The organism is Wolbachia endosymbiont (group B) of Ablattaria laevigata (genome assembly GCF_964277395.1).
Lineage (GTDB): Bacteria > Pseudomonadota > Alphaproteobacteria > Rickettsiales > Anaplasmataceae > Wolbachia.
Map to the genome: position 1 here is coordinate 969103 of NZ_OZ195519.1, position 25317 is coordinate 994419.

Genomic DNA, 25317 nt, shown 5'->3' on the forward strand with positions numbered 1-25317 from the left:
CTCTTTATTTTCGATGGTATGGTAATATGTGCTTTTGCGCAACAGATAATTTAGTTAGGTAGTGATTGCATTTATTCTAAAACAAGCGATATTAGTAAGATAATTATGTTTTTATTTTAGAGGGGTAATATGTTAAATTTATATGATAATTTTAAGAAATATGCTAAGTTTGGAGATGTTCCTACCAAAAGTGTTGGATGTAACAAAATTCCACAAAATAGTTTCTATAAATCCGTTTACCTTATCAACAGTGTTGTTGGGCCAGTGAAAAATGTAGCTCTTGGTAGTTACCAAAATCCTTCTATGATTCAGACTACTACTTTTGCGTTAGCTAGTGTAATTCTGCAACCTTTATATCTAGCATTGGCGTATTTGTCATACTGGCCGGCAAAAGGATTAGCGAAAGTAGTAGATAGTTTTGATCTTAAGCGTAACACAAAATCGTTCATAGATTATTCATCCATGTTGTCACGTAAGACATGGGACCATAGTAGGGCATTATCTAAATTTGTTAACACAGTTTTGAGTTATGTTGTTAGTGCTGTTATTTGGGCTGCTGCGCTCGTTGTTACGCCACTCGTTTGGACTATTGATAAAGTAGCAAGTAAGTTTAGTGATGCAAACGCTGAAGGTGTTGGTAGTCCTTCTTTGTCAAAATAGATAGCCTACCAAGTGCATGTGAAACCATTGTATCTGTGTGGCAAAATAAAGTAGACGAGATAAAGACACCTATAGAAGCAAGAGGATGTCATGCAAGTAGCTGACACTGGCATCCCGATAGAATGTTGGGGAGTGTTAAATAAACTGTGTCAAACCTCCATTTTATCAATTTATTACTTTACTTCTCGGTTTGACACAGTTTATTTAACACTCCCTTTCGAGCAAGTTCTTTCAATCGAAACACTATATGTACGTTATCATCGTCAATTTCAATGCGTTGAACTAACTTTCTTATTATATCAAGTTTAGTTTCATAGTCTGCTTGATTAAGCTCTCTCAGAGGAAAAACTTTCTACACTGTTTGTGATAAAATCTAATTCTCTCTGTAGACTCTTTTCATCGATAGCTTCTTCCCTTTGATCTCTGATTCCTTTAACTCCTTTTCCATGCTCTCAACTTCTAAGTCATACTTTTCCTTCGTTATATGACCCCTTGCATATACATAAGCTAATTTTTCTATACCTTGTTCTATTTTACTTGCACGCTTTTCAAGTTAATCCTTTGCTTGCGTACTTTCATGTTTTACGAGTCTGAGCTGATATTCCTTAGTCATTGCCTCTGGTTCTTTGAGTACCATCTTCATTTCTTTCCATACTGCTTCTTCTAGTATATCAACTCGTATTGATTTGCTGTTACACACCCTATTCCCAACAAAACGAATTGATTTTTTCTTTCAGTCCTCGGAAAAATCTTACTTAGCTTAGCTATAGATGTTTACAAAAGAAATTCAAGTGAGTGAAGAAAGAAAAATTATTTTTGCAATACCGTAGGTACGCTCCACAATTATATTGAAGTTTTTATTGCACTCAAAACCTTCATTTTTCCTCATTTCTAGAATTATTAACGCATTATCATTTAACCAGCCTGAGTGAGCTAACTCGTCTAAAGTTGAGTTAACCAGATTGATATTATAAGGTGGGTCCATAAAAACTATATCGCACTTTGAAATAGGTCTTGGTAATCCGTTAGCATTGCAACAAATTAACGTGATATCGTTCGTAATTCCAAAATCTTCTGCTGTTTTTTTAGGCAGTTGCAAATTGTAATAATCTGAATCTACCATGAATGCATGTTTAGCACCTCGAGAAAGTGCTTCAAATGAAAAAGAGCCACTTCCGCAGAATAAATCAAGTACATTTAGGTTATAAATAGGTTTTCTTGAAGAAAGTATACTAAATATTGCTTCTCGGACACTACTCATAGTGGGCCGTGCAGCTAAATTCTTGCCTGTAGTTATTTTTCTTCCACGATATTTACCCGCAATAACACGTAACATATAAAACAAGTTCGAAGTTAACTAATTATTTATAACACACATTTAATGTCAACATAGCTTCAGCAGTCTAATAGAAAGAAGGTTGCTTGTGGAGGAACGCAAGATCAATCGCTTTTCTTTGATTTATTTTCTATACTGATTGCACGACCAATCTCGTCTTGTAAATCATCATGGTTGTTTTTTTCATCATGACCCATCCCTTCAATTCTACTTTCTAACTCTAACTTAATTAAAGTATTGATTTTCTCTATACTATCGAGGAAATTGTGACACTCTTCATCACTATATTCCTCACCAGATGCTTTTTTTTCTATAAATAGACTTTTGAACCCTATTAGATCAGAACTCTTATGGGCATTCAACACAATATTTCTCTCTATAAAACTAAGATCTGATAGTAACAAACTAACCTCTAATAGATCTTCACTTTCAATGTTTGCAAGATTATCAAGATCGTCTAAAATAGAGAACATCTTAAGCTCCTTCTGTGCAATTTCTTTGTCTTCTTTGTCAAATTCTGACGATAGCCCTTTATCATCTATAAGTCTCTCATTCAGAGCTTTATTTAGCTTTGAAAGACTAACATCACCTTGCTTAGTGCTATCTAGTAACAAATCTACCCTCGCTCTGCGCGCATTTAAAACATCATTGTAATCGTTTAACTTGATATTACCATCTTCGTCTTGCTGAAGACCATAATAACTTAGCCCTTTGAAATTACGATTCTTCATCATTCTCTATGTTCTCATTCCTTTCATTATCTTGACGCTCTCTATCTTCTCCGGCACGTATAGCTTCTGTAGTGTTTTTTAGGGTTTCTGGTTCCGTACCTAATTTTCGATTTGATTGATTAGGCTTATTTTCTTTTGATGATTCATCTTCTTCTGGTTCTCTCTTGCGGCCAATAGTGTAGTCATGAAGCTTCTCAAGAAATTCCCGTCTATATGTTTTTGCTCTATAGAGTAGATTATGCTGGTAACCATCCTTTTCTCCTGTAGCAGGGTTAATTCCTATAGAGTCGAGACCATGTTCCCAAGTAAACTTCATAGCATCTTCTATTGTATAGCCCAAATGTGATCCTACATATCCTTTATAATATTCTAAATATTTATCAATTCTTCTATGTGCAATATCTTCTTTATCAATTCCAAACGCCCTGTAGATTTTTTCCTCAAGCTTATCAACATCATTTTTAGGTGATGTTGCAAATTTTGTTGCTTCAATAGTAGCACCTACAAGCTTACGTGGCACATTAATAGAATATTTCATCACACCCCCAACTCCTGGTATTCTACCTAGCAAATTAGCTGTACCTCCAGCTAATCTGTCCGGTACATGAGTAGCCCAATTACCTAAAGACTCTAGCCCTCCACCAATTTTATCTTGCATCTGTTGTTTTAATCCCTGCATTAAACCAGTCACAGGTGATGCTTGATACATACTAGATATATTGTAAACACCAAACCCACCACCGGCAATGCTTGAGCCCATCTGTTGTACAAACTCCTTCAAAGAAAACATCAAAAACGAAAGCAAGAACAATACAAAGATCTCTCCTGCGTTGATTAAATAACCTCTCTGTATGTCTTGCACCCTTTGGTAATCACTATTTTCTTTATAATTTTTGCAATCCTCACAATCTTTACATTTCTGACAGTATTCACTGTTGGGATCCTTATATAAATCATGAAGTTTCAGTATTCTACAACCTTGTTTTTTTATCGCACTCCGCACTAAAGATCTTATTTCATTAATTATTTCCCTATAACTATTGCATTTATTTATATCTTGACAGTAGCGTTTTATTATTTCACTAACATCACCTATCCTTTTCTCTATATTGTTGATCAGTAATATAATGTCAGCCCTCTCTGATGCATGAGATAAACTATTTGTTAAGCGTACTAGATCTTTTGCACTACAGCCATTACTAACTATCATATCACTTTCCGCAATATAGTGGTCTGCTGGATTATCTTTAGTTCCAGGAATTGGATTAAAGAAAGGATAATCTATATAACGAAAACCTTTATTAATGTAATCTGGTGGAAGAGGGATATATCCAGCGCCACCAGTAAACTTTACTGTACCACCTATTCTGCTTAGTTTTTCTATACCTTCTATATTCTTATCTACGTTCAATGGAGAAGCCTCTCCAATAGCATAAGGTACAAAAATTTGCCCTGGAGTCCAGCTAAAGTATTCTTTATCAATTATACAAAAACCACCAAATACCCATTTTGGAGCACATAACTTTATTTCAAGCCATTTATTATAGCACACAGTAAAGCCTAACTGTTTATAAAAGGTATTCATTATCATCGCAGCAAGTAATGACAGCAGGGTAAATATCATAATTGATTGCAAACAGAAACTAATACAGAATTTTATCCAACCCTCAAATAGACTTTTCAGTGGTGAAAATAAAATAGAGATTAGGAATAGCGGCATTATAGCTACAAGAAAAGCTATACCCATAAAACCAGAAAGGAATATTATGTAAGCATACATACACAGCAGGAAATATAAGACAATCCCTATAAAAATTGCCGGTATCATAAGGAGACTTGCCCACATTTGATAATGTAAAAATGCTGCAAACTTTTTCCAAACAGAGTAAGCAAAAAACTTATTAAACATATCCTCCATGAAGCTAAACAATTTAGCTTCATTTCCTTGAGCAACGTTTGAATTACCTCCGGTGTTCATGTTGGGAGCAAAATTAGTAATTATGCTTATCAATTGTTCAAGACCTTTAACAAATAAAACAAGAAAATGATCATAGAAAAATCTAAAACTTCCAGGAGATATAAGCACTATTACTAGAGTGATTTTCATCATTCTGATGAGCATATCATGCTTAGTTTCTCTTATCATTCCAAAAAGATAAAGAAGCGATGAAATCACTATAAATAGAACAAGCAAGGAAAGAACAAAATTGTGAAAGCTCGTACTTTTTTCAGCTATATTTTGAAATATCGCTTGTGCAGCTGCAGGATCATTGCTATCAAAATGCTTTTTACAATTTTCGTTAATCAATAATACACATTTTAGATAGTTATAAACGTAATCAAAAAATCCAAAGTTACTTGGTTTCTGCACTCCGCTCAAAAATTCAAAAGAGTAGCCACCTGCATTATCTAGATAATATCTATCTAATATCTTTACATATATTTTCCATCCTTTTTCTAACCTCACCGTATTACAATTCCTGTCCTGTAATATGGTGTTATCTCTGTCTAAAGTAAAAAGACCGCTCCCATTTTCTGCCATGGAGTTGTAACCTAGATGTACAGTAGGATATTGAGGATCGCGCATTAACTTTAGATTTTCGTTAGGATCACCTTTCCCCGTTTTAAACAAAAGATAAGCACCATGACCGTTGGTAAACCAACATGGAGCACCACGTGATACTGTATTTGCGCTATCATCTTCATTAATGCACTTGCACTTTACAGTGCAACTTGCTTTAGGCTTACTTGAAAATTTTTGTATGCTAGATTTATAATCATTACAAACTAAGTGAAAGTCAGGCAGACTGTTGTCACCTTCCCCTCTTTCAAATTTGGTTGCATATTTTAACTGCTCCAAACTTTCAAAACTATAACTACTTTGAGATTTCTTCTTATTACTATTGCTCCAAGATGTCCATGCACCATTTACTCGTACTACTAAACTATCTCCATTGGTTTCAAATCCAGTATCTTTCCACTTCACCACTTGATTAGAGTGAAAACCATAATTAATTTCTCCAGTATTAGGATCAATAATTTCTCTATCTTCTGGAACAAAAGCATCATGATCTCTTGAAAAATGAGCACCAATTGCAATGGGTTCAGGACCAAAATAATCAGCAGATATACATCTTGGAAAAGGCATATCATTCTTACTACAACCTGTAACCAGAACACAGATTACCAAAATTAATAACCTAAACCAACATTTGCCTAAGCGTGATTGCATACCTAAACTTTTTCCAATACAGAATAAATTTCTAAAACCTTACTTCAAATATCTTTTTAATTAGTTACTCCATATATCTCATCAATCTTCCTTGACTTGTCCTTTTGTTTTATCAGAATCCTTTTGCTTATCTGGCTGGCTTAGTGTTTCAGATTTGCTCATTTCTCTGCCAGCACTCCCTTTCCCATCTGCTTGCTTTGGTGTATCAGGCAATTTAGCTTCAATTTTGCTACGATCTTTACTCATTCCCTGCTTGATGTTATGTATCATATTTTGGGTTCTATCATCAAGGCCAACAGTTGACAGCATAGCTTGTGATGCGCTCCTAGAAATATGACTAACACTTTGAGCAACTCCATAACCAGAGCTGAACAACGCCTGCGCCATAGTTTCTGATATAGAAACAAAAGCTTCCATTGCACTAGCAATGATGAGATATATAAATGCCTGGATTAGATCTATAGGTAATGCTGCAAAGTGCCCACCAGCCCTTTCTCCAGTACTGAACGCAACATCAACACTAGTACCAGGACTATACCCAAGAGGTAATATTGATTTCATAAGACACAGATCATACGATAAAAAATTTACACTAATTAAGCATTGATAGCATGCAGAAAAATTTGTGAGGTTGTATAGAACTGAATACATTAACTGGTTTAAAAGAGACAAGGATGAAAATAAAATGACTGGTTGCAATGAAACATGAGCCAGCGTTTTTATCCAATTATCAAATAATGTTTTAGTTTGTTGAAATAGAATAAATACGATAAATAAAGGTGCTAATGACAATAAAAATGCCACTAAAACAGTAGATATTACATACTTAAACGTAGCACTAATAATGCATCTTAAAAACACAAAAGTAGCATAAAGTATTGCCAAAAATGCAATAAAGCCAAAAGGTCCTGATAGCATTAAAGACAAAAATTTCAGCCATGTTTCTCCTGTAAATAATACTCCCGCTGTTAAATCTAAGAATGCAAATTTTTTACCTCCTTCTCCTATATAGCCAGAAAAACTATCAACTAAATAAATGCTACCATCAACAAAAAGCCCAGACAAAGTTGTACCAAAGAATTCCCAACTTCTATCACTAAAAGCAAAAGCTATAAATGCTATTTTGAATATTCTTATAATAAAATCGAATTTACTTAATTGTATTGTTCCAAGCATATAGCCAACAACAGTAAATATAACGTATAGAATAAGCAAAGCTCTTACTCCTTGTAGAAGGCCTCTTGCATATCCTTTGTATAAATCTTCAACACTACCTACAATTCCTGTTTCGCATTTTTTTCCTGCTGTCTCAGTACATGAGGAGCATTTTTCTCTTGCTGTTGTATCACATGAGGGGCATTCTCTTCCTGTTGCAATACAAAAGATATTTCTTATAGTTGATGAAATAAAATCGTTTATTTTTCTTTTTAAAAATAAATTTACTGTGTATTTGTTATCTTCATAATATTTGCCTTCTTTGTCCGTAATATCATCTTTCTTTACGTTCTCTACATTAATACCAAAGTATATCTTTTTAGACTCTTTATCCTTTAAATGACTTCCATCTATTATGTAATAGTCTACATTATCCTCTGTTATTTTATCTAATTTCTTTACTTTTTTGAAATTATTAGTCTTTCGAGCAGATGGATCTTCTGGCAGGCTATCACCCAAGTACATATACAGTTTTTCACCACTATCGAAGTTACATGATCTAGTCACTGCAACATGATATCCACCTCTATGAAGAGAGTAATTGCCATTGCTTGCTATAGCAAGCATCACACTACTACCAGGTATTATATCTTTTTCATCTATTTTATAATCATGATTTAATTTCAAAGAAAAATGTTCAAAATTATCACCAATTTGCGAACACACATTATCCCCTTTTGCACCCTTTCTCTCTGGAAAACATTGAATACCTTTAGCAGTATTCTGATTATTAAGATCGCCAACTTTTGCAACAAGAGCCTCAGCCCAAGAAATATCTTCTCTGTCCTCTTTGAAGTTTAATTTAGAATTTGATATTAAATTAATGTCAATCTGCTTAGAATCCCTCTTATTTTCTTCAATCTCTTTTAGTTCATCCTCAATACGTTTAAGGTGAGAATACATGTCACATGTATTTCTTTTATCATACTTCTCATACCTTATAGAAGAGACGCAATTCTCCCCTATACCTTTTGCGTTGTAACATATATTTTGATAGTAACAATTAAGCTCATAAGAGCTGTACTTGCTTATCTCATTAAAATCACATTTTTTCCCATTACATAATTTATCCAGTCCTATTTTAGTTCGTCGTAAATCTAACAATGCACCATTTATCCATGAATTTTGAATATAATCCTTATTAAAATGTACCTTATTATCATATGGAGTGTAGCCATTACCAACTAGCACTCTTCTTTCTTCTATGTTCTCTTTATTAATCTTAGGAAATTCTACTTTAGTCCTCTTACCACTTTCTCCACAAAAGAACGTTCCTCCATTGAGCATGTCTTTTATTGTAGCTTTGTCTTTTTTATCATTTTCTTCAGCTCTATAGCAATTGTCATCAAAGCTGATACCTTTCCCTTCCGGATTGTCATAATTAATCGTTATCTCTCTGGGAACTAAGCTAAAGCTTAACTTATCACCAGGATTTGCTTTAATTCCAGTATCTACATAACGTCTATTGCTATAGAATTCATTATTTCCAAAGCCTATATCCCCACATATTTCTCGTTCATCAAGACTAGCATTATCAATTAACTTATTACTGTAATTTGGTATTAAATCATTAGCACAAAATACAGCGGGCACAAGTACTCTCTTTGGATTTTTCCCTTCTTTAAGAGGACAAAAATTTACTGACCCACCAAGAGTAAATTTGATTTTCTCATCCTTGCTAATTACTTGACCAGAATCAACCCAATGAATTTTAACTCCTTCGCCAGCTTCACGAACTGGAACATCTATACTGACACTAGTATTTCTGCTCTGCAGCCCAGGTTCAACACAATCCATTGTGCAGCCAGTAATTACAAGACATAGTATCAATAATAATGATTTTCTGCTCATCATTGATTTCCTGTGTTTGTCGGTATTTTAGGTGCTGATCTTTGAGCTGATTGTGGTATTTGAGGTCTTCGACTTGGTGTACCAGATTGCTGACCTGCTCTTCTTTGGATACTTTGTTCATCTAAACCTACTGTTCCCATTAAGCTTTGCTGATATTGCCTTCCTGGTTCGCTTGCCACATAAACACCAAACAACGAATCAGATATTGTTGAAGATGCCTCAACTAAAGCTTTCATAGCATGTCCCAAAATCACAAAAGCCATCATAGCGGTGATATTAGGTGCATGTTTGGAAGCATAACCATAAATAATACAAGGATTAAAAATCTTTAAGTTAAGATTAAGTATACATGTAGGGCAGACCTCAAAATTAAAGACCGAATACACAATATAATCCATAACCTGGCTTATTAATGATATAAAAATTAAAAGCACTACCGGATGAATTGCAAATCTTGCTAAATTTTTGACCCAATTGTGAAACATCTGTCTGGTATATCCAAATAGAAGACAAATAATAAAAATAGGTGCCAAGGAAAGCAACAATGCAACTATTACTATAGACGTGATAAAAGAAAATAAGGCGTTAAACATCGATAAGCTCACTGTTATCAAACCCCAAATCACCAAGCAAAACGATACAATACCCAAAGGACCAGAGAATATAAGAGATACTATTAGTAACACTGAGTGTGCTGATAAAAACCTATTGAGTGGTAAATCAAGAAATTCAAAAACATTTGACGTTGTACCTCTGAAATTTGCTATTTCTATTAACTGTTTTGGAGTGTTAACAAACATAGAAAATGCGTTGTTATAAAAAAAGTTCCAGCTGTTATTCTGCAATAGCTGGGTAATGATTCCTATCTTTACGCATATAATTAAAAACTCATATATAGAAATATGAGTCAACCCAAAAAAGTAGTAAAGTGTGTACAAAACTATATATAACACTAATAACGACACTATTGTAGATCTGATGGTCTTTGTTCTTGATGCCACAAAACCTTGATAAAGAAGTTTTACAGGGCTAGTATCAGAGTGAATCTCATTAGTGTCTTTGTAGCTAGAGCCAAAAAATGCAGTTTTTACTTTTTCATCAAAAAAATTATATATCGCACTAAAAGTTCTTACAGGTGGCTCTTTAGTTGTAAGGTTAATGCTAAACTGACCTTCATTTTTCTTATAATCACAGCCATGATCTCTTATTCCGTAATATATAGTGCCACTCTTGTCTTTTAGCTTTTCTTTTAATCTTTCCATATACTCAGTATTATGAACTTCACTGATATCCACAGGTATATCCCCCAGAATTTCACCAGGATTGTGCTCAGGAAACTTATCAGAAACATGTATATATAAGTTTTTTGCTAGACTATGGCTCTTTGTGACCCTTATATTATATCCCCCTTTACCAGCATTCTTTTCTTTAGCATTTTTAAGTGTAAATACTAACTCTGTACCCTTATCATAGTTTTCTTTGATCTTATGATCAAAGTTAGTTCGTATACCATCACTCCTTACATATTTAAAACTTTCCTTTCCTCCTATCGACACCTTTAATGATGGAATGTAAGTCTTTATCCTCTTCATTTTCTTTTTTCTTATATCATCCACAGCTCCCTTGGTATTTTTTTCTGTATTTACTTTATCCTTTTCACCATCTGAACTATCGCTGTGTCCTTTAGCTATGTTGCTATCATCTAACACTCCCATTATACCATCTACAGCCTTCTTGATAGCTTCTTCCTTACTTACTTTTCCAACAGCTAGTTCGTTGGCAAGATTTTTAGCTACATTACGTTTATTGCCATCTATAGTATTAGATTCAATTTGCACACAATCTTGACTGGGATAATAACATGTATTCTCACACGCAAGATTTAAAAGGTACGTATCTATCTCAACTTTCTGACTGCTTGAAAGCCTCCTGCAATCTATATTTTCTCCTTGTTTTATAGAATTAATGATATTTTCAATCTCCTTTTCATCTTGATCAGATTTTACAAAACTTGGATTCCAGTATTCTTTTCCATTCAACCATTTTGCGTTACCTATGATATATTTATTAGGGCATATTTCACCTTGACAATTCTCTTGATTTAAAACATGTGCAAAATACTCCGTCTCTCCTTCACCGCAACTCTCGTCAATTTTTTTATAGGTGACCGTGCCATTATCGTTTCTACACATTTTACTTCCAACAACACTAAAGCTTATAGCATCGCCAGCTTTAAGCGCAAACGGTAATGTAACGTTTCTTACTCCAGGTTCAATTACAAAATCTTTATATTGCGAACAAAAATTAACCTTATCAGGTATTATATTAATCTCTGTTACTTTTATTTTATTCGAAATATAGACTCCAGAATCAACCCATTTCTGCTCTGTTGACACTATATCCAATTTCTCACGCAAGCCTGATGAATCTTCTGGCTTAATACACCCGCACCCAGATAATAAAAAGAGTATCACAAAACTTATGCATAGCTTAACTAAGTTTTGGTTGCTCAAATGTTCAAACATCTGTTACTCACCTGCGCTCACTCTCCACCTGGTTTTATAGATTCACTAGAGGAAGATCCCGATCCCTTATTATCATCTCCACCTCCTCCAATAGCCCCTCTTGCCTTATTTACAGCCGCAGCAGCAACTTGACCAGCACCTCCAGCAGCAGCTTTGGCAGCAGATAAAGCTTTATTCACCATTTGTGCAGGAGTGCTACCTGAACCAAGTGCTGCTCTGTGATTACCAGCAAGCTCAGCAGCCATGCCGGGAAGAACGTTTAAAAAGTGGTAAAAGAGGAATAATACTAAACACAATTTTAATAATTCTCCGATTAGAGAGCTGCCAAACTCCATGTATGTAAAGTCGAATAGACCAAGTATGCTGCTCTTTTTAAAGCTATAATTTTGCATCATACATGCGAGAGTAGTTTCATTTTTATCACATTCCCCATCTTTCAATTTAAACCACTGTTTTTTCTTACTATATGAGATTTCTGCTTGTTTCTTTTCATATGACTTGTCTGGTTGTTCATTTTTATATGACTCGTCCAGTTTAAAATTTAAATTTTTAAAATAGATTTTATCACATGCTATGAACATAAAGGATAAAAACGCAAAAAGGATAACTGGGTATAAACTGTAGGTAATTAACTCTTTTAGCCAACCATCAAAATATCCCTTAGTATGTTGAAATAAAACCATAGGAATGAATAAAGGCGATAAGATGATAATTACACTAAGCGCAACTAAAGATAAGATAAATACATAGCACATCCACAAAATAACCATCATCAGCAAAATGGCCATAAATATACAGACAAGAGCTACTAAAATTTGTCCACCAGCGAAAATAATACCAATCACCGAACCTGCAACTAACAAGACAGGAGCAGCGCCAAGCAAAACCGCTAACGTTGCAACACCTCCAGTACCAATTTTGCCACCAATTCCATCTAAAGGGGCACCTAAATAAAATAAAATTCTGCAATCAAGCCTATCCCAAGGTGCAAGATAACTGTAGGATACCTTCTGCCCTGCACGATCGTATTCATAATCTTTACCTGCCTCATAATTACATATATTTTTACTCTCAGATGAAGCTTTAAGCACTATTTCTGATAAGCCGTTCGAAAGTTTTGTTAATTCCCCGTAATAATGAGACATAGTGCTACCTGTCGTAAAGTAAATCACTAAAGCGAATTTAATGATCAATATATACATTTCTTGTGGACTACGCATTCCACCAGACATGGCTTTTATAGAGAACAGTATTAAAGCCAAAACCAGGACAGCAGTTACGGTGTTTTTTAGCTTTTTCTGTGCCACAGACAAGAAACTGCCTTTGTTATTCCTATCCTTGTCTTTCAGTAGCTCACCACTTGAATCGATACCTGCCACTAAATTGTCTAACGATTCCTTAATGCATTGCACTATCATGGAAGTTATGGGAATAGGAGCTAATGATTTACTTCCTGCCTGATTGTAGCAGGCTTGTGAAACGTAATCTTGAAAACAACTCTTATTGTCATAACCTACAAAAGTTTTTCCTTCTTTTTCCTTTTCCCTTATAATAGTTCTATAATCTTTATCTTTATTTATAAGGTCGCTAAGATCAACCTTATATTCACCCGTACCATCTTTATTTTTGAATTTCATCACAGATTTTTCACACATAGGAGCAAGTGGGTCAGGTGGCAATTCCGTGCACCCCATATCAACCCCTTGCGGCCAAGGAGTCATTTCGATACCAAGCATTCTCACACTTGCTAACTCCACACATAATCTGCCCATTTTTTTCACTGCTTTAAATGTTGATCCATGTATGGGTTCGCTCTGTCCTGCTTTGAGAACTTTACATTTCAGCTCACCATCGACCGTCGGGGACCATGACCCATCTACATATCCAGTATCTTTTTCCCTTACATCAAAGTCTATGTATCCAGGTTTTTCTCTGGAATCAAAGTCTTTCTTGTTAAAAAGATTACCAAAAGTTAAAGGATTTCGATGACATATTTCTATATATTCACTGTATTGCACACCGTTTTTTGGCCAGTAATAACTTTCTGTACTCTCCTGAACGTTAGAATTTAAGGCTTCTTTTTCTACTCTTTTCCCGTCATAGTCTTTTTTGTTCACGTTTTCCCGAGCTTTATCTTGCAAACAAGAAAAATATTCATCTTCTGTTTGGTAATTTTTATTGGTGCAGCCATTATAACCTGTGTCTTCTTTAAAATTTTTGTATGTTCCATCATGACCACGTGCAACTGGGTGTTTAACAAAACTATGTTCACAAACAACAAGCCCCCCTATTGCTTTCCAGACTCCAACAATTGCAGCTATCATTCCAACGATAACAAGAGCAGTAAATAAACCAGCAGAAGAGACAATCAAAACAATACCAGTAAATATTGCACCAATAGCAATTGCTATCCCAGCAACTGCTGCAGCTGTTTTAAACGCCTTACAGTCAGGATTAGAGGCACGGCTAAAGCTACCAGTAGAATTAAATCTGCTAACAAATTCCGTTTTGTCAGTACCACTTACTGTATCTGCAAACACTGGATACGAGAGCAAAAAATCTATATTTAACAAAAATATCGCAACTAACAGTAATGACAGTTTAGTTTTAAACATTTTTCACCTTTTGATAAAACACAGGCAACCACATCTTTGGATCATCTCCGACTTCTTTCAGTATATCATATAACAATAGAACACTTTCCGCACGTCCAGATAACACGTTGACCACATCATCCAAATCTTTCAGATCTATTCTAGCTACTACAGCATTAACTCCCTGCTTTACTAAAAAGAATCTAGTACTTGGATCTGTGTGTTTGATCAGTATGTACTCACGTTCAGTTAACATAAAAACATCTCGATAGACACTAGTAGCTTTCAGATTTGGCAAAAAAATTTGTGTTGCTGTCTGCTGTACAAGCGTATCACTAATAGCACTTTTACTTGCATCTTCAACACTCTGAGTAGCAAAAACTACAAAAGCATTTAACTTTCTCAGCACTTTCAACCAGTCTTTTATCTTAGGTGCAAAAACTGGATTATCTATTAACGCCCATGCTTCATCAAGAACAATAATAGATGGAGTGCCATCAAGCGATATACTAATCCTATGAAACAAATAAATCAAGACCGGCCCAAGAGCAACAGGATCTTTTAGCAAGCTAGCCATTTCAAAGCCAAACACTCTTGCTTTTGAAAAATCTAGCAAATCTTCTTTATTGTCAAATATTGCAGCATGAGAGCCATCATCATGCCACATAGATATTGCTCCAGCTAGAGTATCAGGACCCGCAAGTCCTAAAAATGGTACAAGATTTCTCAAAAATCTGTCTTCTTTTTTTAATTTAAAATTTCCCTCAATTGCATCATTAATTCTAGCAATATCTTCTGAAGTGAATTTATCGTTGTACACTAAAATTAAAGATTTTATCCATTCCATCAAAAATGTTTTATTATCAGGAGTATCGTCAAGTTGCAGAGGATTAAAATTTGTCTTAGTTCTTGGTTCTATTATAGTATAGATACCACCAAGTGCTCTTAAAAAAATTTCTGCACCGCGATCTTTATCAAAAAAGAATATTCTTGGAGAAAATTTCATTGCTTGAGCACATAAAAAATTCATTAAAACAGTTTTGCCAGCACCTGTTGGCCCAATTATCATAGTATGTCCAACATCCCTTATATGAAAGTTGAAGAAAAATGGAGTGCCAGATGTTGTATCAAAAACTGTAACAGCATCTCCCCAGTGGTTATTGAATTTTTTACCAGTAGGGTAATTATGTTGAGATGCAAAACCGGCCAAATTAAGACTACTTATTGTACCTTTTCTTACTATATAATCAAAATTACCAGGAATTTGCGCCCAAAATGCTGGTTCTAGATTAACCCTCTCACGAACAGGATAAACACCACAATTAGAAAGCTCCGATTCAACCAATGATAAAGCATTGTCCAATGATTTAGGGCTTTTTTCTATACATAAGATAGTTAAATGGTGTTCACCAAACGCAATTTTACCACTCATTGCATCATCAAGCGCATGAGAAATTTCTGCTATTTGAGAAATAGCTTTATCTGCAGATTGTATCATACGATTTTGCTGTATCTGCATTTTCGCAATTGCCATTTGCCTATTTGTAAATTGAAAAGACTGCGTGATAATAAATTCATAAGGAAGTTGTAAAAAAGAATCAAGCATTCCTGCGGAAGTATTATTTCCATATTCTTTGATACTAACTATTCCAGCATATTTACTTTCATTATGAGTCACAACCTGTATCATCTTATGGCCAAAAAATAACCTATGAACTGGTAAGTATCTTGATATTTCAGTTTTTAGTGGAAAAAGCGTATTTGTAACAAAGCCACAATTTACAATTCTAGACAGAAACTCCATTATTTCACAAAACAGTCCATTTGGAGTTTCTTTTACTCCAAGGACTTTAGGCGAATAATTCCTAAGGCTTGTTACTATACGATTTGTCGTTTCCTCTAAATCTTCATAGGTATCACGCATATCACTTTCCCAAGCATGTTTTGAAGTTACATGCCCAAATTTTTTCAGTAGATGTGATAAAAATTCTACTCCCTTTGTATCTGCCCTACGAATAATCGTAATGTATAAATCATTAATAAAAGATTGCCTAGTTGCGTGTTTTTCTCTCCATTTTAGATTTACATGGTTAGCAAAAAAATTTGGTAAACTCTGGTTTGCAAATTCATCAGAAAAGATATTCTTCTTACGCCTGATGGTATGAAAGTACAAACTAAATGCTGGAGATGAAATGCTTCTTAGCATCTGATTTCTGATATTATTTTGTATCACCAAGTCTTCATCATCGGCCGTTTCAAACGCAAAGCCATTTAATTTTATAAATTTAACTAACCAATTCTGCTTTGTTATCAAGGTTGTACTATTCCAATAGCAAGAATAAGGTATAAATTCGGCAGCGTGAACCTCTCTACTTAGAATAGATTTATTCTTTGATTGAATAGCTCTAAATCTCAACATTGCATAACATCAAGTAATGTCATAAGAATTGGCTCCATGATAAAACCGATTTAAACATTTGGAACATTTTCCCAACTTTACCATAAATAACTCAATAAACAACGGTTCCTTTGCAGAAGCTATATAGCCAAGTCCATGTATACCTGGTAACATCAGGAGAATTACTCTAAGATCATTTGTATTAATGAAAATTAGCATGCAAATTAGAACGTTTAATATTGCAAACATATAACTCACACCAAAGAGCATTGCAGGTCTTGTAAGACCTTTAAATAATTGATTCGTTTGTATGCTGCCAGTAGACATATCTTTAACCTTCTAATAAGAGCTCTAACACTAATACTACATCATTAATTAAAAATCTATTGAAATGAATAGCACTTTAGGTAAGATAATTAATTTAAATTCAATGATTATAAGATGGCCATTTCAAGAAGCAGAAAAAATACTACAAGAATTCCCTAATAAAAAAGAGATAATATTTGAGACTGGTTATGGTCCCTCGGGTTTACCACATATTGGTACTTTTGGGGAAGTTTTTCGTACCACAGTTATTGCAAACGCTCTAAAAAAAATAGCTCCTAGTATAAAAACCAAAATCATTGCAGTTTCCGACGATATGGATGGTTTGCGAAAAATACCAGATAATGTACCAAATCAGGAAATGCTAAGAGAGAATCTGAACAAGCCATTAACCATGATACCTGACCCATTTGGCACTCATGAGAGTTATGGTCATCACATGAATTCGTTGTTGTGTAAATTTCTTGATTTGTTTGGATTTGAATACGAATTTAGGAGTGCAACAGAGTGTTATAAATCTGGCGTTTACGATGAAAAACTTTTACTCCTGCTGAAAAATTATGATAAAGTGATGGAAGTAATGCTTCCATCATTTCGGGAAGAAAGGCAGCAGACTTACAGTCCATTCTTGCCGATATGCCCAAAAACTTCCCAAGTTTTACAAGTTCCAGTAATTGAAACAAATACAGATAAAGGAACAATCACGTATGAAGACCCAAACGGGGAAAAAATAGAAGTTCCAGTGACAAAAGGAAAATGTAAACTGCAATGGAAACCTGATTGGGGGATGAGGTGGGCTGCATTCGGAGTTAATTACGAAGCTCATGGAAAGGATTTGACTCCATCTGCTGTGCTTTCAAGTCAAATATGTAAAATACTTGGAAAAAAGCCACCGCTTTTGTTTTGCTATGAGTTATTTCTTGATAAAGAAGGAAAGAAGATATCAAAATCAAAAGGAAATGGTATTTCAATTGAGGAGTGGCTAACTTATGCACCCACAGAGAGTTTAGCGTTATACATCTTTCAGAGTCCTAAAAAAGCTAAACGTTTATATTTTGATGTGATACCAAAATCAACTGATGAATATTTAGAGTTTGCTAAGCGTTACAATGAGAGTGAAGAAAAGGATGTAAATAGCCCTGTATGGCACATCCACCAGGGTAAAGTTCCAAACGTAGAAACTTCAGGCATAAATTTTTCGTTACTTTTAAACCTGGCAGCAGCTTGTAATGCTGAAAATAAAGAGATTCTTTGGGGTTTTATATCAACTTATGCACCAAACGTTACACCAGAAAGCAACAAAATGCTAGATAGGCTTTCGGATTTTGCAGTTAGGTATTATCACGACTTTATCAAGCCAACAAAAGCGTATAAAGCTTCAAACGAAAAAGAGAAAGAAGCGTTACTAGATTTAAAGAACAACCTACATTCCCTGCCTATTACAGCCACTGCTGAAGAGATTCAATCTCAGGTTTTCTCCATCGGAAAAAAACATAATTACAATAACTTACGCGATTGGTTTCAGTTGCTATATGAAACGCTGCTTGGCCAAAAAACCGGTCCTAGAATGGGATCTTTTATAAAGCTTTATGGGATAGATAATACAATCTCTCTTATAGAAAGTGCTACTGAACGTACACTTTAGAGTTTACCTTCTTCCATTTGAGCTCTCTAGTTTTATTACTTGACAAACCTTCCCACTTTCCTTATTATAGTAATAAGAGTATTTATCCTTGTTTTTGGGCTCAATGACAAAATTCAGATGTTTATTGGCAAATTACATAAAATTATAGTGGCTTCTTTTATTTTTTCTACATTCAGCCAAATCGCGCTTGTTAGCACATTATCAATTTACATTATTAAAACTCGCTATACGGGGATTCTTTTGTCTTTTTTTATTTAGTAAATTTCTTAATATTTGTAGCTAAAGTAATTTTAGAGAGCCAGCGCGTGACCAACCTGGTCAGTTTTCTGAATCCCAGTATTGGAATAACAAGAAAGAGGGCGCTGGGATGACACCATTTGCTGTCTTCAAAATGAATGTTAATACACCTAGGATGTTTAAACCTTAATTCTGTTTTGGTGTTAAGCAAGGTATCTAGATACCTTGCTAAATAAAAAATTGGAAAAAAAGGAAGAAGAGACTTCTTCCTTAAATAGCGCAAAAACTTTTTACATTATTTATAAAATCTTTTAATGGTGCCAGTAAGCGTGTTCCAGGATTTTCTAGACTACAATCAGGCTTACTATCGTCCACTGCACTATTCTGACTAAGCTCTGATATTTTTTTTGCAATAGCCTCCTTTAACTCATCACAAGGCTTCAACACTTCATATATAATGCCACCAGCAACAAGTCCTGTGAGTACAGCAGCAGCCACAGCTATCCCAGCCATAGCACCTACTGATAATGACACACCAATAAAATATGCAGAAGTAACTATTATCGCAGCTACAACAGATGCAATAACAAATATACCAACACCCGAGATTATTGCTAGCATAATTGCGTCTTCAGTAAGTTCTTTATCTAGAGTTTTGTTATCACGCTTACCTAATAAAGGATCAGCACCTGCTCTTAATAGAGCTCTTACTATCTTTTTATGATGTTCCCGAGCAGCAACGCACAAAGGCGTGTATCCATTTTGATTTGGAAGATCAATACTAGGCTTCTTATCTAATATAGCCTTTACTATCTCCATTTTGCCTTTCTCAACAGCAAGATATAAAGGAGTTCTTTCACTTTTATCTCGCAAATTAACATCAGCCCCCTTATTTAATAGAGCTTTTACTATTTTTTCGTTACCTTTTTCAATAGCCAAATGTAAAGGAGTTTTTTTATCGTTATCTTGCAAATTAACACCTATACCTTGTGCTGCTAATAGAGCGTTTACTATATTTTCGTTACCTTTTTCAATAGCCAAATGTAAAGAAGTTTCTTGAGATTGATTTTGCAAATTAACATCTATACCTTGTGCTGCTAATAGAGCTTTTACTATATTTTCGTTACCTTCTTTAATAGCCAAATGTAAAGGAGTTGCTTGAGATCGATTTTTCAAATTAACACCTATACCTTGTGCTGCTAATAGAGCGTTTACTATATTTTCGTTACCTTTTTCAATAGCCAAATGTAAAGAAGTTTCTTGAGATTGATTTTGCAAATTAACATCTATACCTTGTGCTGCTAATAGAGCGTTTACTACATTTTTTTGATTATCTAGAGATCCTATATGTAATAATATTAATTCTTCTTCTTTGCCATAATAATTATTATTACTAAATTTATAATTTATATCAAAATTTTTCTTCTCCCACTCTTGATAAGCAGGGAGGTCTCTTTTTTTTAGTTCCTCTTTTATTTTTTCAACTATGTTATTACCATTCAAATCATTTTCACGATTTACTATACTTAATATCTGTTTCAACAATTCTAAATACATATCAAACTCTCCTATAAAAATAATAATATACTTTAATTATTATATATCTAAGTAACAAAGTCAAGAATCTAATTAATTATCATAAATATTTAAACAAGAAAAAGGGGCTTTTGTGCGAGCGTTATTAATCTTCAGTTTAATAGGATAAGATTCGTCAACGTTTCTGTAAGTATCTTCTATATAGAAGAGTTGCTACCAATAAAGCCTAAGCTGACCAAATACATTTCTGTAGATTCAGATCTACTTGATTTTGGTTTGAAGTATCTTACTGTTTTAAACATTTTTTTTAGCTCATTGCAGAAATCTTTATCAGACTCTCCTTGAAAAATTTTTACTACGAACTTGCCATCATGATTCAAAAAATGCTTTGCAAAATTGAGCGCTGCTTCGCATAAAAGCATAATTCTGATATGATCTAACGATTTTAAACCGCAAGATTCTGGTGCCATATCAGATAAAATTACATCAAATTTGTGATCCTTGAATTTTTCTCTTAAAATTTCAAGTTCGCTGATAATATCACACTGTATACACTCTACTCCACTAATTGCGTTTATTGGTTTTATGTCAATAGCAATCACACTCGCTCCTTTCTTAGATGCAACTTGTGACCATCCACCAGGAAAAGCGCCAAGATCAATAATTTTTTGCCCTTGTTGGAGTAGTTTAAATTTATCGTCTATTTCTATTAACTTATATGCCGAGCGCGATCTATAACCGTCCTTATTGGTTTTTTGCACATACTGATCATTCAAATGGCGATGTAGCCATCTTGTTGAAGATAATTTTCTACCTCTAGCTGTTTTTACTCTGGTCTTTATACTAATAACCTACTTATTATTGATTATATCTTTGAGCTCTTTTTCAACTACTTCTTTTACCAATGCATGTAGATACTTATTCAGCCACTCTGAAAGCTGAGGTTTTAAAAGAGATACAACTAATTCTTCAACAGTAAGATCCGCTCTTTTTGTTGTTTATGCCGTAGTTCGCTTTGCATCTTTTCAAGCAATGTTTTAATTTCCTCCATATTTTCTTTTAAAACTAAATGCTCGTTACTTTGTTCTTGATAGCTCACTTTGTTATTACTCATTTGGATATTATCATACAAATTTTTCTCTTCTGAGTTGTAACTATGGCTATTAAATTGGTTATTCATTTTCTCACTTTGGCAATTATTCTCTTCTTCACTATTTTCTTTTTCTTCGATGTCTTCTGGATACTCCTCTTCAAGGCATAGTACATCATCATCTTCATCGATTACTTCTGCTTTATCAACACTTGCATTTTTACCCGATATAGCTTTTTTTATATCTTCTAGGATATCTTTTACAGATTGATTATCGCTCATATCATTAAATTTAGAGATTTATACTATTTATCATAAAAAGCAAGTTGTAAACACTAATTACATAATTGCTTTTTGCTCCAACCAGATCGGAGCGTGCTTTAAATAATGCATCTTCAGTGTCCAAAAGGTCAGATGTACTCTTTAAACTTAAGTTTACCTCTTGCTCAACTCCTTCCAATGCTAAAGCTGCTGCTTTTTCCGCTTCTTGACTTGCTTTAATAATAGCTTTTGCTGTTAGCACATTATTCCAAGCATCTACAACTGCTCCTTCTATATTTTTTACCGTTTCATAATAATCGTAGGTAGATTTTTTTGCATCCATTTTAGCTTTACTGACACCAAAAGCATTCGCTCCTTTTTTAAAGATTGGAACATCAAGAGTAAAAACTATATGAACATTTTCTAATAGCTTGTCTAATTTTACACCATCCTTCCCAAAATTTTTGTTTGCTCTTAGATTTAAAGAAGGAAGCCACTTGGAGCTTTCAGCGATCACTTCCATTCCAGCAGCTCTTTTTTGATAAACTGCTGCTTTTAGAGATAAATTATTGGTTTTTGCTAATTGTAAACATTCATTTAGCTCTGGAACAGAAGGTAATTTATCATTAGCTTCAGAAAGTTCATCAGCATCTTCGCCAATCAAATGATAATAAGCAATATTTGCCAATTTTAATTTACCTTCAGCATCAACTCTTTCGGATATAGAAGACAAAAATTTTGCTTTTGCTAGCAAAACTTCAGCATTAGTAACTTCTCCAAGGGAAAAGCGTTTTTTCATAGCTGACAAATGTTCCAAAGAAACGCGTTCTCTATGTTCTCTGAGCTTTAATATTTCTGTCTTTTGTAAAACACTAACATATGCTTTCACAGCATTAAGTGCAAGCTCTTGTTTTGACTGCTGAAATTGCATTTTTGCTGCTTTGAGAAGATTACTTGATCGGCTGAATGTAGCAAAGGTGCCACCACCATCTATTATTCTTTGACTTAATATTAGATGCTTTCCAGAGTTTTCCAGGCTAAAACTACTATCGAAATTATATTGTAAATTAATGTCAGGTAAAAATCCAGCTAACCCAGAAGATTTATAATATTTTTCTGCGCTTTTATATTGGTAAAATTGAGACTTTATTTTTGAGCTATTTTTGATAGCTTTGCTTATAGCCTCTTCCAAATCGATTGCATAGCAATCTATAGCACTAAAAGCGATTACAAATATAATAATCAATCGAAACATTTTGCTTTCTAGCATATTATTAAAGTTATTAGCATAAATTACTTTAATAATCAATAACTAATGTTGTTGACACTATCAAGCAACTTAGTATATCATAATCTACTGTTATGTATTGATATATGAAAACTTTTTTCTTAAAAGAGAAACAAGTCGATAAAAAATGGCTTGTTATAGATGCAGAAGGATTAGTAGTAGGAAGGCTTGCAGCGTTTGTAGCAGCGCTATTGCGTGGAAAGCATAAGCCTGAATACACACCTCATATGGATTGTGGAGATAATGTAATTATTGTTAATGCAGAAAAGGTACATTTTACCGGAAAGAAACTTAAAGATAAAATCTACTATAGGCATACAGGTTATTCTGGTGGTTTAAAGAAAACTACTCCAGATAATATTTTAAATGGCAAATTCCCTGAGCGTGTGATAAAAATGGCAGTAAAAAGAATGCTTGATGATGGTCCTATGGCACGTAGACGGTTTGAAAATTTGTATGTTTATTCTGGTTCAGAACATAAGCATCAAGGACAGCAACCTAAAAAAATAGATTTTGCCTCTTTAAATCGTAAAAATAAGAAATAATGGAGTAAAAAGTGAAAATAAATAATAATGATCAGCCAAAAAAGGCATTGATTGACTCACTTGGTCGTTCATATGCTACAGGTCGAAGGAAAGAATCTGTAGCAAGAGTATGGATAAAGCCAGGAAGTGGAAAATTTAGTGTTAATAAAAAAGATGATTTAATTTCTTATTTTAAAAGAGAATCAGTGTGTCAAATGATTAAAGCGCCATTCATAGCAACTTCTATGTTAGACAGGTATGATGTGTTTGCAACTGTAAAAGGTGGAGGACTATCTGGCCAAGCAGGTGCCTTAGCTCATGGAATAAGCAGAGCTTTAAGTAGTATAAGTCAAGATCTACACTCTATATTACGTAAGGGTGGATTCCTAACTAGAGATTCACGTGTTGTTGAGCGTAAGAAATATGGTCAACATAAAGCTCGGAAAAAATGTCAGTTTTCTAAGAGATAATTGTTTCATAATGGTATTTTTTTGTAAATATTATACAAGTTCTTACAAGGGTTTATGACATTTTCTCTTTTTATGACGAATTTAGTTGACTATTGGCATTAGCATAATATGCTGTTTATGTAATTTTTCAATATTAAGGTAATTTATGAGTAAAGAAGATATAGTAAACCAACTGAGTCAAGAGTGCTCTAGTCAAGGTATAGATATAACAAAAGCTAGTTTGGGTAAGCTTCATGATATTTTTATGGAAACAATCAAGAACGATCTAAATCGTAAAGGTGAAATACGTTTGCATGGAATAGGGACATTCTCTACTGCTATAAGTAAGGAAAGACAATGCCGTAATCCTCAAAATGGTGAGATTATGACCGTTCCTGAAAAGAAAAGAGTAAGGTTTAAAGCAAGTCAAGCTCTTTCAAGTACTTTAAATACCAAAGAGAAAGTATAAGCTACTTAGATATTGTCATTTTCATCTTTTTAGTTACACTATGTAAGCCATGAAATATAGCCTCGCTGATTAAAGAATGGCCTATATTAAGAGCTGAGATGTGAGGTATCTCTTTTATTCTTTTAGCATGTTTATAATTTATGCCATGCCCTGCGTGGCATTCTATTCCTAGCTTATTAATGTATTCTGCAGAGTTAGTAATAAGTTTTAATTTTTCTTCTGATGGATTATCACAGTAATCCCCTGTGTGAATTTCTATTATGTCAGGCTTTCTTTCTAGCTTCTCAAGATATTTTAGTTGATTAATATTTGGATCGATAAACAGTGAGACTTTTATGTCAAAGCTATGCATTTCCTCTATTATACCAGAAAGTTTACTGTGCATATTCACGATATTCAGGCCACCTTCGGTTGTTAATTCTTCTCTTTTTTCTGGTACTATACAAATCGAATAGGGTTTTACTTCTTTTGCTATTTTGAGCATTTCTTCCGTAGCTGCGATTTCAAGATTTAACTCAGTGCTAATGTTTTGTTTTAGATTGAATACATCCTCATCTCTGATATGCCTTCTGTCTTCTCGTAAGTGTACGGTGATAAAATCTGCTCCAGCATCAATAGCTATTTTTGCTGCTTTTAATGGATCTGGATAAGAAGCTCCACGTGCGTTGCGAAGGGTTGCAACGTGATCAATATTAACGCCCAATTTCACAATTTACCTCAAAAATTATTTATAAATTATACATATTATTAGATCTTATGCATGTCATTGTTTAATGCCATAGCTGAAAGACGGAGCTAGCAGTTATACCAATTCTCATTGTTGGCAAGTCAAATAAGAAACATTCAAAATTGTTTGATTGTGGAAGTGGAAAGAGAAGTAATAAATTTGCATACACTTGCCCTTTTTTACAGTTAATCTAGTTTATAGAACTACTCGTGGTAATCCAAACAA

18 protein-coding genes and 1 pseudogene are annotated in these 25317 nt (G+C 34.1%); 5 read left to right on the forward strand and 14 right to left on the reverse strand.

The features are described from left to right. Positions 1–129: 129 nt before the first annotated feature. Positions 130–660, forward strand: a complete 531-nt coding sequence (locus ACICP1_RS04550; RefSeq protein ID WP_395461165.1) for a hypothetical protein — start codon at positions 130–132, stop codon at positions 658–660. Positions 661–1213: 553 nt separating this feature from the next. On the opposite strand, the gene ACICP1_RS04555 is transcribed toward ACICP1_RS04550, so the two are convergent. The 9 genes from ACICP1_RS04555 to ACICP1_RS04595 form a co-directional block, all read right to left on the reverse strand. Further along, a complete protein-coding gene (locus ACICP1_RS04555; protein ID WP_164819305.1) occupies positions 1214–1360 on the reverse strand; it encodes a hypothetical protein in 147 nt (48 codons plus the stop codon). 87 nt (positions 1361–1447) lie between these two features. Next, the gene (gene rsmD, locus ACICP1_RS04560; protein ID WP_007302024.1) at positions 1448–1996 is read right to left on the reverse strand and encodes a 16S rRNA (guanine(966)-N(2))-methyltransferase RsmD; all 549 of its coding nucleotides are present in this window, start codon (positions 1994–1996) and stop codon (positions 1448–1450) included. A 104-nt stretch (positions 1997–2100) separates the two neighbouring features. After that, the gene (locus ACICP1_RS04565) at positions 2101–2730 is read right to left on the reverse strand and encodes a hypothetical protein (protein ID WP_395461166.1); all 630 of its coding nucleotides are present in this window, start codon (positions 2728–2730) and stop codon (positions 2101–2103) included. Beyond that, complete coding sequence (locus tag ACICP1_RS04570) at positions 2714–5959, reverse strand: type IV secretion system protein (protein ID WP_395461167.1); 3246 nt, start codon at positions 5957–5959, stop codon at positions 2714–2716. Before ACICP1_RS04570 ends, ACICP1_RS04565 begins: the two co-directional genes overlap by 17 nt. 81 nt (positions 5960–6040) lie before the next feature. Next, positions 6041–9028: a type IV secretion system protein gene (locus ACICP1_RS04575; RefSeq protein WP_395461168.1), complete on the reverse strand. Its 2988-nt coding sequence runs from the start codon at positions 9026–9028 to the stop codon at positions 6041–6043. Beyond that, entirely contained in the window at positions 9025–11550 is a 2526-nt protein-coding gene (locus ACICP1_RS04580; RefSeq protein WP_395461169.1) for a type IV secretion system protein, read from the reverse strand. Before ACICP1_RS04580 ends, ACICP1_RS04575 begins: the two co-directional genes overlap by 4 nt. 17 nt (positions 11551–11567) lie before the next feature. Then, positions 11568–14165: a type IV secretion system protein gene (locus ACICP1_RS04585; protein ID WP_395461170.1), complete on the reverse strand. Its 2598-nt coding sequence runs from the start codon at positions 14163–14165 to the stop codon at positions 11568–11570. Further along, entirely contained in the window at positions 14158–16563 is a 2406-nt protein-coding gene (locus ACICP1_RS04590; protein ID WP_010402460.1) for a VirB4 family type IV secretion/conjugal transfer ATPase, read from the reverse strand. Before ACICP1_RS04590 ends, ACICP1_RS04585 begins: the two co-directional genes overlap by 8 nt. 9 nt (positions 16564–16572) lie before the next feature. Then, the gene (locus tag ACICP1_RS04595; protein WP_006015054.1) at positions 16573–16869 is read right to left on the reverse strand and encodes a type IV secretion system protein VirB3; all 297 of its coding nucleotides are present in this window, start codon (positions 16867–16869) and stop codon (positions 16573–16575) included. 64 nt (positions 16870–16933) lie between these two features. On the opposite strand from ACICP1_RS04595, the gene ACICP1_RS04600 reads away from it, so the two are divergent. Further along, the gene (locus tag ACICP1_RS04600; protein WP_395461171.1) at positions 16934–18511 is read left to right on the forward strand and encodes a lysine--tRNA ligase; all 1578 of its coding nucleotides are present in this window, start codon (positions 16934–16936) and stop codon (positions 18509–18511) included. A 507-nt stretch (positions 18512–19018) separates the two neighbouring features. Here the strand turns inward: ACICP1_RS04600 and ACICP1_RS04605 are convergent. The 4 genes and pseudogenes from ACICP1_RS04605 to ACICP1_RS04620 form a co-directional block, all read right to left on the reverse strand. Beyond that, positions 19019–20305 carry an ankyrin repeat domain-containing protein gene (locus ACICP1_RS04605; protein WP_395461172.1) on the reverse strand — a complete coding sequence of 429 codons (1287 nt, stop codon included), beginning with the start codon at positions 20303–20305 and terminating at the stop codon, positions 19019–19021. 176 nt (positions 20306–20481) lie between these two features. Then, the gene (locus ACICP1_RS04610; protein ID WP_395461173.1) at positions 20482–21060 is read right to left on the reverse strand and encodes an RlmE family RNA methyltransferase; all 579 of its coding nucleotides are present in this window, start codon (positions 21058–21060) and stop codon (positions 20482–20484) included. 75 nt (positions 21061–21135) lie between these two features. Continuing rightward, positions 21136–21656: pseudogene (locus ACICP1_RS04615) on the reverse strand (PopZ family protein). Between the two features lie 10 nt (positions 21657–21666). Beyond that, positions 21667–22905, reverse strand: coding sequence for a TolC family protein (locus ACICP1_RS04620; RefSeq protein ID WP_395461174.1), 1239 nt, complete (start codon positions 22903–22905; stop codon positions 21667–21669). A gap of 104 nt (positions 22906–23009) precedes the next feature. Here ACICP1_RS04620 and rplM point away from each other — a divergent pair, with 104 nt between their 5' ends. The 3 genes from rplM to ACICP1_RS04635 all read left to right on the forward strand — a co-directional run bounded on the left by rplM (position 23010) and on the right by ACICP1_RS04635 (position 24365). Continuing rightward, positions 23010–23468: a 50S ribosomal protein L13 gene (rplM, locus tag ACICP1_RS04625; protein WP_395461175.1), complete on the forward strand. Its 459-nt coding sequence runs from the start codon at positions 23010–23012 to the stop codon at positions 23466–23468. 11 nt (positions 23469–23479) lie between these two features. After that, on the forward strand, positions 23480–23917 hold the full coding sequence (gene rpsI, locus ACICP1_RS04630; protein WP_395461176.1) for a 30S ribosomal protein S9: 438 nt from the start codon (positions 23480–23482) through the stop codon (positions 23915–23917). Positions 23918–24062: 145 nt separating this feature from the next. Beyond that, positions 24063–24365 (forward strand): HU family DNA-binding protein, encoded by a 303-nt coding sequence (locus ACICP1_RS04635; protein WP_019236673.1) that lies wholly within the window; start codon positions 24063–24065, stop codon positions 24363–24365. A 1-nt stretch (position 24366) separates the two neighbouring features. On the opposite strand, the gene ACICP1_RS04640 is transcribed toward ACICP1_RS04635, so the two are convergent. Next, positions 24367–25074: a pyridoxine 5'-phosphate synthase gene (locus ACICP1_RS04640; RefSeq protein ID WP_010402508.1), complete on the reverse strand. Its 708-nt coding sequence runs from the start codon at positions 25072–25074 to the stop codon at positions 24367–24369. Positions 25075–25317: the final 243 nt, after the last annotated feature.